The organism is Shewanella sp. 10N.286.51.B8, assembly GCF_041469325.1.
Lineage (GTDB): Bacteria > Pseudomonadota > Gammaproteobacteria > Enterobacterales > Shewanellaceae > Shewanella.
Genome location: NZ_JBFRKG010000004.1, coordinates 18,648 through 34,611, shown reverse-complemented (window position 1 = coordinate 34,611; position 15,964 = coordinate 18,648). Strand labels below are relative to the sequence as shown.

Genomic DNA, 15,964 nt, shown 5'->3' with positions numbered 1-15,964 from the left:
ATCACATAGCATTAAACCTTAACTGACGGCTTTAAACGCTCTGCCAATAAGGTCGCATTTCGGGTCACAATCGCGTAAATCGATAGCTGCGGATTAGCACCTAAACTAGTTGGAAACATGGAGCCATCCATAACTGACAAGTTTTCAAAATAATGGGAGCTCCCCTCACTATTGACCATCGATAGGGTTTTATCTTCTCCCATAGCGCAACCGCCCATTACATGGGCAGAGGCTACAATGGTTTTTAATAAACCAATATCCATAGTGGCAATGGTTTGCTTGGCTTGTTGCCAGTTAAGCTGCTTGCCAACACCATCATTAATGGGCAACACGGCATTAGCACCTGCAGCAAATTGCAGCTCTGCCATAGTGGCAAACGCCCTTCTCGCCGCATCCCAAAAAGGTTTTTGTAGCGGATAATCTAACGCAAAGCCGGTATCAGTTAAGCGTACTTGCCCACCTGGAGACTGAGCCGAATAGCCATCACGCACTAAGGCAATCATCACCTGTAAATTGTTAAACTGGGTCATTAACTCGGCATGACTACGACCATAACCAATGGTTTTTGATGCGATTAATACTGGATGGATCGGGGGCACTTCTAATTTATAACCCAGCTCTCCAGCAGCGCCATCACGCCATACAAATTCATCGGAATATATCGATTGCGGCGCGCCGCTATGGCCATCAATTTGCTTATCAAAAATGCTGCCTGATAACAAAGTAGGATGAAGAAAAGTTTTACCTAAAAGCTGATAAGGATCTGGGGTATTAGCACGCATTAAAATCGTCGGCGTATGAAGAGCACCCGCACTAAGAATATAGTGCTTCGCCTTAAAAGTCAGAGTCGCGCCATGGCCTGAAGCAAGAGGCGCTCTGGCGGTTAAACCAGTCACTTTATCGGCTTTATGCTGTAGATCAGTAATTTTAGCGTTTGATATTAACTGAGCGCCTTGCTCTAAGGCACTCGGTATGGTTGTGACCAGCATAGACTGCTTAGCGTTAACCGGGCACCCCATACCGCAATAACCTGTATTCCAGCAACCTTTAACATTACGTTTGATCACCGTATATTCCCAACCGAGTTTTTCACAGCCTTCTTTTAAGGCCGCATTATTACGGTTAGGTTGAAATTGCCACTCGCTGATATTTAGCCGCGTTTCCATTTTTTCAAACCATGGCAATAAGCTTTCTGACGATAGGCCTTTAACTGACTTTTCTTGGGCCCAAAATGCTAAGGCTTGCTCAGGTGTACGAATTGAGGTGGTCCAATTAACCGTCGTTGAGCCGCCCACACTGCGACCTTGAAAAATACCAATACCTTTGTCAGCGGTTTTCATCGCTGCTGCTTGCTGATATAGATCAGGGTAAGCACGGCGCTCTTCCATATTAAAATCACTGGACGATTTAAGTGGTCCAGCTTCAACCATGATGACCTTAAGACCCGCTTGAGTGAGGATTTCAGCTGCCGTTCCGCCCCCCGCGCCCGTGCCGACAATCACTACGTCTGCTTCAAAATTCTGATCGTTTTCAAGTTTACTCGCATCAATATGTTGCCAGCCGGCTTTTAAACCTTCTGTAATGGGGTCAATAATATTAGCGGCCACGTCTCACTCCTAAACACGGTTTACATCAAAGAAAATTAGGCGGTCAAAAAAGTGGGTTTAGCGTAATGTAACCGTCCCCAATGCTCTGGGCAGGCATAATAACTGGATAGCACTAATTCCCGTAAGCCAAGATAGGCAGTTTGCAGCATTTGCAGAAAATGATGGCGCCACTCTTCTAGCATCAACACTAACTCATCAGCAGAGCGAAGCATCAATGGCGTCAGGCTACTCGTTAGCAGCAATAAACCCATCCGGCTCTCAAGTAGATTTAATAGCTGATTAATCTCGCTTTTTTGATCATCAGGCAGCACACTGATGGTTTGATTAATCGCGACTATGGTACGATTAATAAAGGCTTCGCGATAATTAGCAACTTCTGGCAAAGTGCCATCCATAAAAATAGGGATTAGCACATTAAAAAGTAAACGATGATTTTCATCAGGATGATCGGTAATGTCTGGGGTGTATAAACTCACACCCAAGGCCAGCGCAGCGGTACCGGTAAAGGCGCCAGCCAAAAAGGTTCTTCGTTTCATAGTTATCCCTTGCTGCAAACATCTGTGATAAAGTGGTCGCTAACAACATTTAAACATACGTTTGAACATTCACAAACTATTGCACTATACATACCCTTATGAAAAAGATTTTCACTCCACCATGGTGGGCAGTAAGTCCTCATATTCAAACGATTTTACCTGTTTTATTTAAGGTGGCCAAACCAGACACCCACAGACAGCGCCAAGAGCTGACTGACGGTGATTTTATTGATTTGGATTGGTTAGGCAAGCCGCAAAATGGCCAGCCAATTTTAGTGATCCTCCATGGACTTGAAGGCAGTAGTGAATCACACTACGTCAGGCGTATGCTACAAACCGCCCAAAACCATGGCTTATGCGCTGTTGTCCATCATCACCGTAGTTGCTCAGGCGAGCCAAATCGGTTAGCCAGAAGTTACCATAGTGGCGACACCGAAGATATTCACTTTACCCTAACTCAGTTACATCAGCAGTACCCAGAATCACCACTGTATGCCGTCGGCTACAGCCTAGGCGGCAATGTACTGGCAAAATATCAAGGTGAACAAGGCGAGCAAAGCTTGCTAGAAAAAACCATAATTGTTTCAGCGCCTTTGTGGCTCGCAGCCTGTGCTAAAAAATTAGAAAAGGGCTTTTCAAAAGTTTATCAGCAGCATTTAATAAAGCAACTGCAAGCCAAAATGCACAGCAAAGTACTGCAAAGCAATTTGGTTGAGAAAATGCCCGTCACTGAAGCGCAAATTCAGCAATTAAGCACCTTTTATTTATTCGATGATAAAGTGACGGCTCCTTTACACGGTTTTGCTGACGTTAATGATTACTACCAAAGAGCCAGTGGTAAGCCTTTTTTAAAAAATGTCAGCAAGTCGACCTTAGTTATCCATGCTCAAGACGATCCTTTCATGACCGATGATGTCATTCCTGCGGCAGTAGAATTATCAGAACATGTGGAATACGAGTTACACCCTAAGGGCGGCCATGTTGGCTTTATCAGCGGCGGCGTTCCTTGGAAGCCACGTTTTTACCTTGAATCAAGAATTATCCATTTTTTAAAGAGCTAATTATGCTTATTCCTTATGATGCCTTGCTACAACTGCCACCAGCAACATTAGACAATTTAATTAAAGAGTACTTGTTTACCCAAATTGAAGATGGCTCTTTTGGCCAAACCGATGACGCTCAGTTACAAAATGCCATAAATCAATGTAAACAAGCTTTAAAACAAGGCGAACTCATCGTTGAATTTAGCGAAGAAGATGAATCCATTGCCATTAGACAAAAACAGCAGATCATTCATCCAAACAGTGATGACAAAGAGCCATTCTTTTAATGCAAGATTGACCTAACCCGTTTCAAGCCGTATAAATAGAGTCTGTTTTTCTTCAGGTTGAAACATGTGAATGTGAATGACTAACGGATTATAAAATACTGAATTGTCATCATAATTAACTTCTTCACGTTTGATCTAGGTAGGATAAATGTCTATTAAACACCCCATTATTGCTGTTACTGGCTCATCTGGCGCAGGCACAACAACAACGACCACAGCATTTACTCATATCTTCCGCCAGCTGGGCATTAATGCAGCGTTTATGGAAGGGGATAGTTTCCATAATTTCACCCGCGCAGAGATGGAAGTATTAATTCGCAAATCACAGGCTGAAAATAACAACCTCAGTTACTTTGGCCCTGAAGCCAATAATTTTGTCAAACTTGAAGAATGCTTTCAAAGCTATGCTGAAACAGGCCAAGGCCAAACTCGTAGTTACCTACATACCTTTGATGAAGCTGTGCCATTTAACCAAATGCCCGGCACATTTACTCAGTGGCACCCATTACCTGAAAAAACTGATGTGTTGTATTATGAAGGTTTACATGGCGGCGTGGTCACAGAAGATGCTGACGTTGCAAAGCATGTGGACTTATTGATTGGCATGGTGCCCATTGTCAATTTGGAATGGATTCAAAAAATCATTCGCGATACCTCAGATAGAGGCCATAGCCGCGAAAAAGTCATGGGCTCGATTGTGCGCAGTATGGATGATTATATTAAGCATATGACGCCACAATTTTCTCGCACCCATATCAACTTTCAACGAGTTCCTACAGTTGATACCTCCAATCCATTTAGCGCTAAAGACATCCCCAGCTTAGACGAAAGTTTTGTGGTGATCCGCTTTAGAGATATTGACAATGTTGATTTTCCTTATTACTTAAGAATGATTGACGGCTCGTTTATGTCACGCATCAATACTTTAGTCGTGCCTGGTGGCAAGATGTCATTAGCAATGGAGTTAATATTAACCCCACTGATTAAAGATATTATGCAGAAAAAAGCAGCTGCCGATGAAGTACAACAGCTCGATGATGCTAGCCCAGCAGAATAAGCAACGACTAATACAAGTAATACAAGTAAACTTGGCAGGTTAAGCTTAATTTAAGCCTAAACCATTATCATTCTCGCTGTCGGGACTTCAGGCGAAAGAACGATAGTTGATGTGCTCTTGGGTGTTAATTCCCCCTTATTTATCTGTTAGCGCACTTGGGCATATCAGCAAACCTGCTTCTATTATTCGCTGTTCCTGTCACTTGCTCTTTGAAGCGCCCTTATAAGCCGCGTTCAATTAAGACTAAAACCATTTCAACTCGCCCTGTTAAACCGTTAATTTAACGAGACCAGTAAGCGTTTTATCTCAGCCCGAACCAAATCAATTTTAGCGGTAATCTCCATACTTGCAGCTTCGCTCTCTAGCATCTGTTGCCATTGTTCTGACCAAACCAAGGTTAAATTTTGTGCTTTAAGCCTGACTTGATCATTGGTTAATGAACTTAAATCTTCAATTAAGCCCACTTTGACCCATCCCACCCTAGGGTTACCTAATTCAGTATCATTATCGTAATGCGCCGCATAGACCAATTGCTCTAATTGCGCTAGCTCTAGCAGCATTTCAAAACTTGCTGTTCTAACATTGCTATTATGCTCTGTTATCTCCATACGCCAGACGTTATATGAGAATCCCATTAGCGAAAACAGTAAGCTAAATATCACCGTAAGCTGATAGAGCTTTAATTTATTATCTACAATTCCATTCATTGTGATCGCCTAGTCGTGATGAATAAACTGACTCTAATCATCAGCTAATAATAGCTATGATTTGTCCACGCGCACTAAAATTTAGCCACAAAAAAACGGCCTTGTTGGCCGTTTCAATTCAAACAAAACATTGCTTAATTCATTAATGGAATGATTTCACGATAAGCCCTGCCTTGCTGATACTGTTCAAGTCGCATGATAAATTCATCGCTCTGGGCAACTTCTGGGTTTTGCTTTAATGCTTCAATGGCTTTTTGTTGGGTATCAACAGCCAGTTCAAACTCACCCATTTCGGCATAAGCAGCAGCAAGGTTATCTAAGTTGGTCGGATCGTTAGCGTTACTTTCAAGCAATTGCAGTGCAAGCTGCACCGCTTTTGACCCATTACGATACTCTTCTTCAGGGCAGGTCGCTAAAATCCACGCCACATTCCCCAGCGCAATTTCGTCACCTGCTTGGGTGAATTGCTCTAAAGCTTTGCCGCAACTGCGGGTTACACCATCGCCACCAGCAGAGTAAATAAAGCCTAATCGAAAGTGAGCTCGTGGATCGCCATGCTTAGCTAAAGACTGGTACCATTTTTCTGCTACCGCTAAATCCCGCGGTAATAACTTTCCTTCAAAGGTTAAATCTGCCAAAGTTTGCTGCGCTTTAATATGATCTTGTAGCGCCGCTTGCTCGACCCAATAAATGCCTTGATCAATATCTTGGTCGACAAATCGCCCCGCTAAACTCATTAGCCCTAATAAAAATTGTGCGTCGGCATTGCCTTCCGCCGCCCGCAATTGGATATGAACTAATTTACTAGCCGCTTGAGATGCTTTCGATTGAGGAATTGAAAAGGCACTGACTGGCGCACTGACACTCGTCAATAAACCTAATGAGCAGGCTAAGCCAACACTTAATAATTTCTGCGAATATTTCAAACTAACCTCGTACTGCAGCGATTCAACTTTGATAATCAAATTAACAATAACCACCAATGGGGATTTTTACAATAAACCAATCCCTATTAATCATAATAAATCGTTCATCTTCAATCTAAAGCTTGATAAAAATCTGATAAAACAATGCTTTTAAAGAAACATCAACTTGCCAATTAAAACAGATAAGGCTAAATTAGATAATAATGTGGCGTGCAGCTGCAAAAATAAATTTCTAATTTAATAACTTAATACCGTACTTGACTGTTTTTTCATAATGTTAAACTCGATCTTCATCAAAGTTTTACACGATTAACTCAAGTACAATTACTTTATTAGATAGTCCTTACTTTCATTTTATCAATCGAGGAAATACACATGGCTCTGATTGGCAAGCCTAAACCTGATCCAACTTTGGAATGGTTTCTTTCACACTGTCACATCCATAAATACCCAGCGAAAAGCACCTTGATACACGCAGGTGAAGAGTCTGATACCTTGTATTACATCGTTAAAGGTTCAGTCGCTGTATTGATTAAAGATGAAGAAGGGAAAGAAATGATCCTTTCATACCTTAATCAAGGTGACTTTATTGGTGAACTTGGTTTATTCGAAGAACAAGCTGAACGTACAGCTTGGGTTCGTGCCAAACAACCTTGTGAAATCGCAGAAATTTCTTACAAGAAATTCAAGCAACTGATTCAGGTTAATCCTGAAATTCTAATGAAGTTAACTGCGCAAATGGCTTACCGTTTGCACAGCACTAGCCAAAAAGTCGGCGATTTAGCTTTCTTAGACGTTGCTGGACGCATCGCACAAACATTATTACACCTTGCTAAGCAACCAGATGCAATGACTCACCCTGATGGCATGCAAATTAAGATCACTCGTCAAGAGATTGGTCAAATTGTAGGTTGTTCACGTGAGACTGTTGGCCGTATATTAAAAATGCTTGAAGAACAAAATCTTATTCAAGCTCACGGTAAAACTATTGTGGTATATGGCACTCGTTAAGTTAAGCTTCAGCTTGATTTAAGGGTGATTAATTAAAGTGATAATTAGCAATTCTAATTATCACTTTTTTTATGGGAGTCTGTCTGATGAGGCTGCTGACTGCATTACTACTCAGTCTACTTATATCGACTCTAACACCAGCATCACAAGCAATGACTGCAGAGCTACCACATGATGAAGTTCAACGCTTAGTTACATCCGGTAGCATTCGTTCGCTTGATTATTCCCTCACTTTACTTGCACAATACTGTCAGGGTGAATTAATTGATGCCAGCCTCTATCAAGAGGATGACAAATGGCGTTATGATTTACAGTTAAAGATAAAAAAAGGGCATATCATCCATTTATTTCTCGATGCTACAAATGGGATGCCAGAGTCAATTGACCAACTACCAAGTGAATGCCAAATAAATGAAACTGCTACTCGTTGAAGATAACACCCTCTTAGTTGCTGAGCTTGAAAAACAACTAAAACAAGCCGGCTACGTTACTGATGTAACCGATAAAGCTGTTGAAGCAGATTACCTCATCAAAGAAACTCAATACGATTGTGTGATTTTGGATATTGGCTTGCCTGACGGTAATGGCTTAACACTCGTCGAGTCTTGGCGTGAAAAAGGCATTGATACGCCGGTGATTATGCTTACTGCGCGCAGTCAGTGGCACGAGAAGGTCGAAGGCTTTAATGCGGGGGCTGATGACTACCTTGGTAAGCCTTTTCATGCTCAAGAGCTGTTAGCGCGAGTTCAGGCACTTATTCATCGTGCCCATGGCCGTCTTAATACCTCATCAAAGCAGTTGAGTTATGGTGGCATTACCCTTGATGAGTCAGAGCAACGAGTGCATATCGGTGACAAGCATTACGAATTAACCGCCATGGAATTTAGACTATTAAAAATATTTTTAATGTCGCCAAAGAAATTACTCTCAAAAGCACAACTTACCGATAAGCTTTATCAATTTGACGATGAAAAAGAATCAAATGTGGTTGAAGTATACGTTACCCATTTACGTAAAAAACTTGGTAAAACCGCCATTGAAACCCGCCGTGGCCAAGGGTATATTTTTCACGGCATTGTTGAATGATATCAATCCGCAGTAAGCTAAGTTTATGGCTTAGCGGTTTAATCATTATTGCCACCGTCATCGGACTCATATTATTTGAGTCCATGTTAAGACAAGCGTTTCATGACTCTATCATCAATCGTCTCGAAGAAGATTTAGAACACATCATTATCGCCAGCCATATCAATGCTGGTGAAATTATCATCGACCAAAACCAACTCTCCAGCTTTTACAAACCCGCCTATTCAGGTCGATACTTTCAATTTAACTCCGATGATCAAGTGATCCGCTCCCGTTCTCTATGGGATGTGCAATTAGATATCGAATTATTGCAGCATGATCAAACCCGGGTATGGCAAGCCAAAGGGCCAAAAAATAATGACATGCAGTTATTATCGATTGGTATAGGCTCAATCAATGGCGATAAAGTTGCCACCCTTACGGTTGCTCAAGACTTAAGTATTGGCCGGCGGGTCTTTAGTGAAGTGTTTGGCACTAAGTTGGCGATTAATATCGCCATGCTACTGGCAATGATTGGCGGTATTTTTATCATTCTACGCCAATCATTTAAGCCAGTTAAACACATTCAAGATTCACTGGCCAAATTACGCCAAGGTGAAATCGATGCCCTAGAAGTCACCAAGATTCCAGTTGAAATAAAACCTTTAGCTGAAACCTATAACGAATTATTAGATTACACCGCTAATCAAATTGAGCGCAGTAGAAATAATTTAGGTAATTTAAGCCACGGCCTAAAAACCCCATTAGCCGTGATGCAGCAACAAGTTGAAGTATTGGGTTTATCAAACCCGCAAGCGGCTGAAGCCATGCAGCAGCAATTAGACCTGATCCGCAACATGATCGAACGTAAGCTCACTGCAGCTAGAATTACTGGTGATATGCTGCCAGCAGCGCAAATGGTGGTGCCACGTGATTTTGAGGCGCTCATTAGCACTCTAGATAAAGTACATCACCATAAAAACATTCATTGCAGCATTGATGTCAGCGATGACATAAGTCGCCTGCCGATACACCGTGAAGATGGTATGGAGCTGTTTGGTAATTTATTAGATAACGCTTACAAGTGGGCAAATTCAGCGGTCAATTTGACGGTATCTCAGCAGCAACAAACATTAACCCTGTGTATCGAAGATGATGGCCCCGGCGTCAATGACGATCAAATCAGCCAACTGACCAATCGCGGTAAACGTTTAGATGAAGCCGTGTTAGGCCATGGGCTGGGGTTATCCATTGTAAAAGAAATTGTTGAGCAATATGGTTATCAACTCAAGTTCGAGCGTGGTGATGTGTTAAAAGGCTTACATGTTTGCATTATATTTGCCAATACCACCCCAGATGGTAGCGCCGTAACATAATCCCTTAATGGCGTACTAAAACCTTGCAACTTAACAATGAAAAATGCCAGATAAACTGACTTACTTGGCATTTTCATTAGCGGTAAAATTAACGCAATTCTACCGACTTAGCTAGCAGCATTATTTGACAGCATTAGTACTTTCAAAGATTTTGTCAGCAGACGCAGCGACAAAACCAGTATACAGGTCACCGTCAGCCATCGGATAACGACGGGCAAACTCATAGAAACAAGTTGGAATTTCAAGTTCGCCATCTGCAAAGCTGACCGCCATGCGATCTGCCATCGTTGATGACTGCTCTAATAGCACTTCAGCTGAACCTTTAATCTCACCACCAGCGGTGTTTAAGGTAAAGCCAGCAGCTTTTAGGGTTTCATTGACTGATTCAATGGTTTCAAAATCAGGCAGCTCATTAATGGAAACCGTAAAATGGTTAGCGCGATAACCAATGGCCGCAACCCAAGCTGCGTACTCGCTTTCTGCCAATAAGGTTTTGTAAGTGGCGATATCGACACGCCAATGACAGCCTGAATATAAAAAATTATCCGCAGTTGTCACCGCAGCATCCACTTGATCAACTAAACCATGGATAATGCTTTGCACTTCAGGGCTAAATTCTTCCACTAACAGCTCAGAGATAAACACCTTAGGCTGATGCGGATCGGGATGCTCGAAATGCTTGGCAACCAACTTTTTCAGCTCAAAGTGATAATCACCACTGGCAACATAACCAAGCGACTCAAAATGAGCCGCCAATACAGCAAGGTTAACTTTTTCAATATTAAAGGTACGCAGGGCAATATGATCGTTAATGATCGGTTTTCCCTGCCCTAACAGTTGCTGAATGTTTGCCGCCGAGGGCGTCATATTGATGTAGTCTTGCCATAAAGCGGCGAATAAAGTGTTAACGTCGGTATGCATAATAAAATCCTTCTTTAAAAAAAGGCAATGACCCAAAAGTCATTGCCTTCATTGCAATCTAGATCACTAGATAGATAAACCAGGGCTTAATGTCGCAGGCAAGCTAACACTATCCGCTTCCACAGAAGCCACAGGGTAAGCACAGTAATCTGCAGCATAAAATGCACTTGCACGATGATTACCTGATGCACCAACACCACCAAATGGTGCTGCGCCAGATGCACCAGTGATTTGCTTATTCCAGTTAACGATACCTGCACGAATACGGGCTAAGAAGTAATCGTAATCTTCGCGGCTATCCGCCAACAAACCAGCAGAAAGTCCATAACGCGTGTTGTTTGCCATCTCAATGGCATCATCAAAGGCTTGGTATCTAACTAATTGCAGCAATGGACCAAAGTATTCTTCATCAGGCAGCTCTGCAATTGCTGTCACATCAATTAACCCAGGAGACACTAGACCAGTCCCCGCTTCAACGTGAGTAAGCTCAATAAGCGATGTCGCACCTAATGCCAACAAGTTAGCCTGCGCGGCAACCATGCCTTTAGCTGCGGCTGCAGAAATCATCGAACCCATAAATGGCTGCGGCTGTGCATTCCAGCTAGCCACTTTGATTTGCTTAATCGCGGTAATAAGCTCAGCAATTAACGCATCACCTGCAGCGCCTTGCTGGATGTACAAACGACGTGCACAAGTACAACGTTGACCAGATGAGATATAAGCTGATTGAATAATATCGTGAACGGCCGCTTTAGTGTCTGTGACGTCTTTGATAATTAATGGATTATTACCCCCCATTTCAAGGGCTAAAATTTTGCCAGGATGCCCTGCATATTGCTGATGCAACAAGTGACCAGTACGAGAACTACCGGTAAAGAATAGTCCATCAATTTGCGGGTGCGAGGCCAATGCTTTACCGGTTTCAAGCTCGCCTTGAACCAAGTTAATCACACCTTGTGGCAAACCTGCTTTGTCCCAAAGTTTTAGCATTTCTTCAGCGACTTTCGGAGTTAGCTCTGATGGCTTAAACACCACGGTGTTACCCGCAAGTAAGGCTGGAACAATATGACCATTGGGTAAATGACCAGGGAAATTATAAGGGCCAAATACCGCAACAACGCCGTGCGGCTTATGACGTAAAACGGCGCGACCTGCGGGAATGTCATTAGTTTCAGTACCAGTACGCTTATCATGCGCTGCAGCTGATAAGCCAATTTTGCCTATCATAGCGCCCACTTCTGTGGCGGTTTCCCACTGAGGTTTACCGGTTTCTTGGGCTATCACTTCAGCAAGCTCAGCTTTGTGCGCTTCAAGTTCGCTGCGGTACGCTTCAACAATGGCTAAACGCGCCTCATAGCCAAGCATAAACCAGTCAAACTGCGCACTTCTTGCGGCATCAATGGCGCTATTAACTTGGGCTTCTGTCGCCGTTTTACCGCTCCAGATCACCTCACCATTTGCTGGGTTGAGTGATGTAATTTCATGACCTTCGCCATTAGACCATTGGCCTTTGATAAATTGTGTCATTTGCTGTTTCCTACAGTTCTAATACGCGAATTTGCTGGCCTTGCTCAACCATTAGCGCTTCAGCTAATTGTGGGCTTAAGGTGACGTTATCATGCTCTTGTGAAACTAAAATTCTTGCCGCTGTTGCGCGGTAATCCGCTAACAAGGTATTGGCGACAAGATATTGATGATCGGCATGAGGCATCTTTCCAATAGTGACCGTGAGTAGACGGCTTTGACTCACGGCGCGGATGTCGCTTAGCGCACACTCCACTGTTGGACCACCATCGAAAATATCGACGTAATTTCTAAATTTAAAGCCTTCAGCCTGCAATAACTTCAGCGCAGGTTTAGTATTTCTATGCACCTCGCCAATCACTTTTTGTGCTTTTTTTGGCAATAGGCATACATGTATCGGGCTTCTTGGCATCATTTCAGCCATAAAGGCCTTTTTACCTAACCCCGATAAATAATCGGCTTCGACAAAATCAATGCCTAAGAAATGATCTTGTAACCACTCATAAAAAGGTGAATCACCCTTTTCATCGCTTACGCCGCGCATTTCAGCAATTACAGTGCTGCCAAAACGTTGCTCATGTTGAGCGAGGAATAAAAAACGCGAGCGAGAAAGCATGCGGCCGTTATAGCCTCTGCGATATTCTTTATTTAAAAACAGCGTACATAACTCTGCAGCGCCAGTGTAGTCATGGCAAAGCGTCAGTGTTTCCACTTCGTTACGAACTGAGATTTGTTTAGAATGATAGACTTCAGTGCCTAAACGGTAATGATAAAAGGCATCTTCCATCCCGACAGCGGCTTCAATACCGCAGGTACCGACAACTTGATTGGTTTTTAAATCTTCAAGCACCATCAAATAACCTTCATCGAAAGGTTTCTCAACTTGCTTGGAAAAAGAAGCTTCAGCTCTAGCGATTTTAGAGCGTAATAGCTCTTCGTTGACTGGCAGGGAAGTGAACCCATGACCCGATTCAACGGCGACCTTGTAAAGTGCTTCGTAATCACTGCCACGAATAGGTCGTATGATTAGCATCTGACTCTCCTTGATAATCCAGTAATAAAAAGTCACCAACAAACAGACTTTTCATTACCGATAACCCAATAAAAAAGCGCAAGGTTTTACCCTTACGCTTTACTTATCTATTAACCTGCAACCACTTTAGCTACAGCACGTTCGAAACGTGCTAAACCTTCAGCGATATCAGCTTCTGGGATAACAAGAGATGGAGCAAAACGCACGACGTTAGCGCCAGCAATCAAGCTCATTAAGCCTTCTGCAACCGATGCAACTAAGAAGTCACGGCTACGGCCTGCATATTGCTCGTTAAGTACTGCGCCTAATAACATGCCTTTACCACGCACTTCTGAGAACACATTATATTTGGCATTGATTGCCGCTAAACCATCACGGAATAACTGTTCGCGATGCTTAACACCATTCAGTACTTCAGGCGTATTCACCACATCCATAACAGCATTACCAATAGCGCACGCTAATGGGTTGCCGCCATAAGTCGAACCATGAGTACCAATTTTAAGATGTGCGGCAATTTTAGCAGTGGTTAGCATTGCAGCAATTGGGAAACCGCCACCTAGGGCTTTGGCGCTGGTTAAAATATCAGGCACAATATCGGTGCCCATGTAGGCAAATAACTCACCGGTACGGCCAACACCTGTTTGCACTTCATCAAAAATAACTAATGCGTCATGCTTATCAGCAAGTGCGCGCACAGCTTTTAAGAATTCTGGGTCACCATTGATAATACCGCCTTCACCTTGAAGTGGTTCAAGCATGATGGCACAAGTGTTATCAGAAATTACCGCTTCTAGAGCGGCAATATCATTAAATGGTACATGAGTAACGCTTTGTGGTTTAGGCCCGAAACCATCAGAGTAAGCCGCTTGACCACCCACAGTAACAGTAAAGAAGGTACGACCATGGAATGCTTTATCAAAGGCGATGATTTGATCTTTTTGTGGGCCGTGATTATCTAATGCGTAACGACGGGCAAGTTTTAGTGCAGCTTCATTGGCTTCAGCACCTGAGTTAGCAAAGTAAACACGCTCAGCAAACGTGGCGTTAACCAGTTTCGTCGCCAGCTCTAATGCTGGCTCATTGGTCATTACGTTTGATAAATGCCACAGCTTTTCACCTTGTTCTTTTAGGGCGCCAACAAGTGCTGGGTGACAATGACCTAAACAATTCACTGCAATACCACCAGCAAAGTCAATAAACTCATTACCTTGTTGATCCCAAACTCGACTGCCTTCTCCGCGAACTGGGATTACGGCTGCTGGCGCATAGTTAGGCACCATGACTTCATCAAATTGGGCACGTGTTAAGTTCATTTCAACGCTCATTGCTTTTCGTTCCTTAAAGTTATTAGCGACACTTAAGTCACTCTATTCCGCTTGCTGTATTGATTTTGGTTTAAGTTGACTGCGGATGTTTGTATAGCTTGCAGGTCATTATTAGCTAAAACGTGATCAAAATACCAGTTTTTAGCGGTTAACTATTCATAACTTAAATGAATAATGCATAAAGAGTTAACAAACTTCACATACAAAGTGCTATTACAGCTTATTTTTAGCATAAATAGTCATAAAAAAAGTTATTTGGCCTCAAATAAGCTAGCTATTCATCATAAATGCATAACTAAACAAGATTTAGTCATACTTAAGGGGGATAAAGCCTGACTTTAAACTAAATTAAGCTTGCGGTAATTTTGCGATTTTAAACGGATCAGCTCTTGCTCGGTAAATTCATAATAATCAAATAACACTCGCTTCTCTTGCGGCTCAATTAAACGCGATTGCTCTAATATTAATACCTTGGCATAACAACTGGCTTTGGCAACGATAGCGCTTTCTGTGGAAAACTCGCTAAAGTGATAATTTAAATCGAGCTCTTTTAGCACTTGGGTTAGCTGGCTCTGGTTAAAATCCATTAAGTCCAATAATTGCCAATTAAGCTGCTCACCATAGGACATCACTTGCTCAAACACTTCCTCAGCTGGAAATGCTGAGGCCATTACCGCATCGTATAAGGTTTTATCCCCTTTGGCGCTGGTCTCACGTAGCCAGGTTCCCCATGTGTTTTCAAATTGTCTGGCGCTGGCATTTAATATAGTCGCTGCGCCTAATTGCTTCATCAAAGCTGCGCTATAAACCAATGCCACATCCTTTTGATGCAGCGCTGCCAATGCTTTGGCCGCTATGGCGGTGATCATGCTGTAACGCCATAACTTACGACTAGCCCAAATCAGGTTAGTATTGCCCGATGGCAGCCAATGTCGTAAACAAAAGTAAGGGATCACAGCTTGCAAATTTTCAATGCCAATATAATTAAGCACTAACTTAATGTCGGTTACTTTGACTTCTGATCGCTGCGGTCTGCGGTGACTCGAGGCTGGGCTATTGATTAAATTGATAAGATCGGTCGATAGCCAGCTGATATTTTCAACAAGCGATCGCACTCGGCGCAGATCAGGTTCTTTGTTAAGCAGTAAATCCAATAATAAAATATGGGACTCTTTTAAACCCGATTGCGCTAACATCTGCTGAGGTGAATTGAGCTGATGCTCAAGGGAGCTTATGACAGTGTTAGTCAATTGCTCTGATATGCGCTGTAACACCAACTGAGCCCGCGCTTGCTCTTCTAAACGTGCTTTAATGGCTAAACGTTCAACTTCAAGTTTATTGGCGTCATCTTCTAACTGCTTATCTAAGTCATCAAGCTGCGAGGGTAACTTTTCCTTACCCATAATCAGTTGCTTATACAGCCTGCGCTCAACTTCAATGACTTTTCCTGGCCTTACGCCACCTGCTACCGACACTGCCACAAATAAACTGCCTTTAATTCTGTGTTAGTTATATGAAAATTATATTTCAACTGCTGCTTATC

The 15,964-nt window shown here is 42.7% G+C and carries 16 protein-coding genes; 7 read left to right on the top strand and 9 right to left on the bottom strand.

Going from position 1 to position 15,964, the window contains the following annotated elements:
- Positions 1-11: 11 nt before the first annotated feature.
- Positions 12-1,607 carry a GMC family oxidoreductase N-terminal domain-containing protein gene (locus AB4160_RS01465; protein ID WP_372003355.1) on the bottom strand — a complete coding sequence of 532 codons (1,596 nt, stop codon included), beginning with the start codon at positions 1,605-1,607 and terminating at the stop codon, positions 12-14.
- Between the two features lie 35 nt (positions 1,608-1,642).
- On the bottom strand, positions 1,643-2,143 hold the full coding sequence (locus AB4160_RS01460) for a TAT leader-containing periplasmic protein (protein WP_102439912.1): 501 nt from the start codon (positions 2,141-2,143) through the stop codon (positions 1,643-1,645).
- A 98-nt stretch (positions 2,144-2,241) separates the two neighbouring features.
- Between AB4160_RS01460 and AB4160_RS01455 the strand changes: the two genes are divergently transcribed.
- From AB4160_RS01455 to AB4160_RS01445, 3 genes are all read left to right on the top strand, one after another.
- Positions 2,242-3,204, top strand: a complete 963-nt coding sequence (locus AB4160_RS01455; protein ID WP_102439913.1) for a hydrolase — start codon at positions 2,242-2,244, stop codon at positions 3,202-3,204.
- A 2-nt stretch (positions 3,205-3,206) separates the two neighbouring features.
- The gene (locus AB4160_RS01450) at positions 3,207-3,473 is read left to right on the top strand and encodes a YheU family protein (protein ID WP_102439914.1); all 267 of its coding nucleotides are present in this window, start codon (positions 3,207-3,209) and stop codon (positions 3,471-3,473) included.
- A 148-nt stretch (positions 3,474-3,621) separates the two neighbouring features.
- Entirely contained in the window at positions 3,622-4,530 is a 909-nt protein-coding gene (locus AB4160_RS01445) for a phosphoribulokinase (RefSeq protein ID WP_372003352.1), read from the top strand.
- A gap of 275 nt (positions 4,531-4,805) precedes the next feature.
- On the opposite strand, the gene AB4160_RS01440 is transcribed toward AB4160_RS01445, so the two are convergent.
- Both AB4160_RS01440 and AB4160_RS01435 read right to left on the bottom strand, forming a co-directional pair.
- Positions 4,806-5,237 carry a hypothetical protein gene (locus AB4160_RS01440; RefSeq protein WP_102475916.1) on the bottom strand — a complete coding sequence of 144 codons (432 nt, stop codon included), beginning with the start codon at positions 5,235-5,237 and terminating at the stop codon, positions 4,806-4,808.
- A gap of 134 nt (positions 5,238-5,371) precedes the next feature.
- The gene (locus AB4160_RS01435) at positions 5,372-6,163 is read right to left on the bottom strand and encodes a tetratricopeptide repeat protein (RefSeq protein ID WP_102439961.1); all 792 of its coding nucleotides are present in this window, start codon (positions 6,161-6,163) and stop codon (positions 5,372-5,374) included.
- A 375-nt stretch (positions 6,164-6,538) separates the two neighbouring features.
- Here AB4160_RS01435 and crp point away from each other — a divergent pair, with 375 nt between their 5' ends.
- The 4 genes from crp (at position 6,539) to AB4160_RS01415 (ending at position 9,615) form a co-directional block, all read left to right on the top strand.
- On the top strand, positions 6,539-7,174 hold the full coding sequence (gene crp / locus AB4160_RS01430; protein WP_076538973.1) for a cAMP-activated global transcriptional regulator CRP: 636 nt from the start codon (positions 6,539-6,541) through the stop codon (positions 7,172-7,174).
- 86 nt (positions 7,175-7,260) lie between these two features.
- Positions 7,261-7,605 carry a PepSY domain-containing protein gene (locus tag AB4160_RS01425; RefSeq protein ID WP_076538976.1) on the top strand — a complete coding sequence of 115 codons (345 nt, stop codon included), beginning with the start codon at positions 7,261-7,263 and terminating at the stop codon, positions 7,603-7,605.
- Positions 7,586-8,260, top strand: coding sequence for a response regulator transcription factor (locus AB4160_RS01420; protein ID WP_102439917.1), 675 nt, complete (start codon positions 7,586-7,588; stop codon positions 8,258-8,260). Before AB4160_RS01425 ends, AB4160_RS01420 begins: the two co-directional genes overlap by 20 nt.
- Positions 8,257-9,615: an ATP-binding protein gene (locus AB4160_RS01415; protein ID WP_102475915.1), complete on the top strand. Its 1,359-nt coding sequence runs from the start codon at positions 8,257-8,259 to the stop codon at positions 9,613-9,615. Before AB4160_RS01420 ends, AB4160_RS01415 begins: the two co-directional genes overlap by 4 nt.
- 120 nt (positions 9,616-9,735) lie before the next feature.
- On the opposite strand, the gene AB4160_RS01410 is transcribed toward AB4160_RS01415, so the two are convergent.
- The 5 genes from AB4160_RS01410 to AB4160_RS01390 form a co-directional block, all read right to left on the bottom strand.
- Positions 9,736-10,536 (bottom strand): DUF1338 domain-containing protein, encoded by an 801-nt coding sequence (locus AB4160_RS01410; RefSeq protein ID WP_372003349.1) that lies wholly within the window; start codon positions 10,534-10,536, stop codon positions 9,736-9,738.
- 66 nt (positions 10,537-10,602) lie between these two features.
- A complete protein-coding gene (gene astD, locus AB4160_RS01405) occupies positions 10,603-12,063 on the bottom strand; it encodes a succinylglutamate-semialdehyde dehydrogenase (RefSeq protein WP_102475913.1) in 1,461 nt (486 codons plus the stop codon).
- Between the two features lie 10 nt (positions 12,064-12,073).
- Positions 12,074-13,093, bottom strand: coding sequence for an arginine N-succinyltransferase (gene astA / locus AB4160_RS01400; protein WP_102439921.1), 1,020 nt, complete (start codon positions 13,091-13,093; stop codon positions 12,074-12,076).
- A 110-nt stretch (positions 13,094-13,203) separates the two neighbouring features.
- Entirely contained in the window at positions 13,204-14,421 is a 1,218-nt protein-coding gene (locus AB4160_RS01395) for an aspartate aminotransferase family protein (RefSeq protein WP_102439922.1), read from the bottom strand.
- 338 nt (positions 14,422-14,759) lie between these two features.
- On the bottom strand, positions 14,760-15,902 hold the full coding sequence (locus AB4160_RS01390; protein WP_102439923.1) for an HDOD domain-containing protein: 1,143 nt from the start codon (positions 15,900-15,902) through the stop codon (positions 14,760-14,762).
- Positions 15,903-15,964 lie beyond the last annotated feature (62 nt).

Excerpts from the sequence above, each read along its gene's own strand:
- AB4160_RS01460 (WP_102439912.1), bottom strand. The coding sequence starts at position 2,143 with ATGAAACGAAGAACCTTTTTGGCTGGCGCCTTTACCGGTACCGCTGCG.
- AB4160_RS01455 (WP_102439913.1), top strand. The coding sequence starts at position 2,242 with ATGAAAAAGATTTTCACTCCACCATGGTGGGCAGTAAGTCCTCATATT.
- AB4160_RS01450 (WP_102439914.1), top strand. The coding sequence starts at position 3,207 with ATGCTTATTCCTTATGATGCCTTGCTACAACTGCCACCAGCAACATTA.
- AB4160_RS01445 (WP_372003352.1), top strand. The coding sequence starts at position 3,622 with ATGTCTATTAAACACCCCATTATTGCTGTTACTGGCTCATCTGGCGCA.
- AB4160_RS01440 (WP_102475916.1), bottom strand. The coding sequence starts at position 5,237 with ATGAATGGAATTGTAGATAATAAATTAAAGCTCTATCAGCTTACGGTG.
- crp (WP_076538973.1), top strand. The coding sequence starts at position 6,539 with ATGGCTCTGATTGGCAAGCCTAAACCTGATCCAACTTTGGAATGGTTT.
- AB4160_RS01425 (WP_076538976.1), top strand. The coding sequence starts at position 7,261 with ATGAGGCTGCTGACTGCATTACTACTCAGTCTACTTATATCGACTCTA.
- AB4160_RS01420 (WP_102439917.1), top strand. The coding sequence starts at position 7,586 with ATGAAACTGCTACTCGTTGAAGATAACACCCTCTTAGTTGCTGAGCTT.
- AB4160_RS01415 (WP_102475915.1), top strand. The coding sequence starts at position 8,257 with ATGATATCAATCCGCAGTAAGCTAAGTTTATGGCTTAGCGGTTTAATC.
- AB4160_RS01410 (WP_372003349.1), bottom strand. The coding sequence starts at position 10,536 with ATGCATACCGACGTTAACACTTTATTCGCCGCTTTATGGCAAGACTAC.
- astD (WP_102475913.1), bottom strand. The coding sequence starts at position 12,063 with ATGACACAATTTATCAAAGGCCAATGGTCTAATGGCGAAGGTCATGAA.
- astA (WP_102439921.1), bottom strand. The coding sequence starts at position 13,093 with ATGCTAATCATACGACCTATTCGTGGCAGTGATTACGAAGCACTTTAC.
- AB4160_RS01395 (WP_102439922.1), bottom strand. The coding sequence starts at position 14,421 with ATGAGCGTTGAAATGAACTTAACACGTGCCCAATTTGATGAAGTCATG.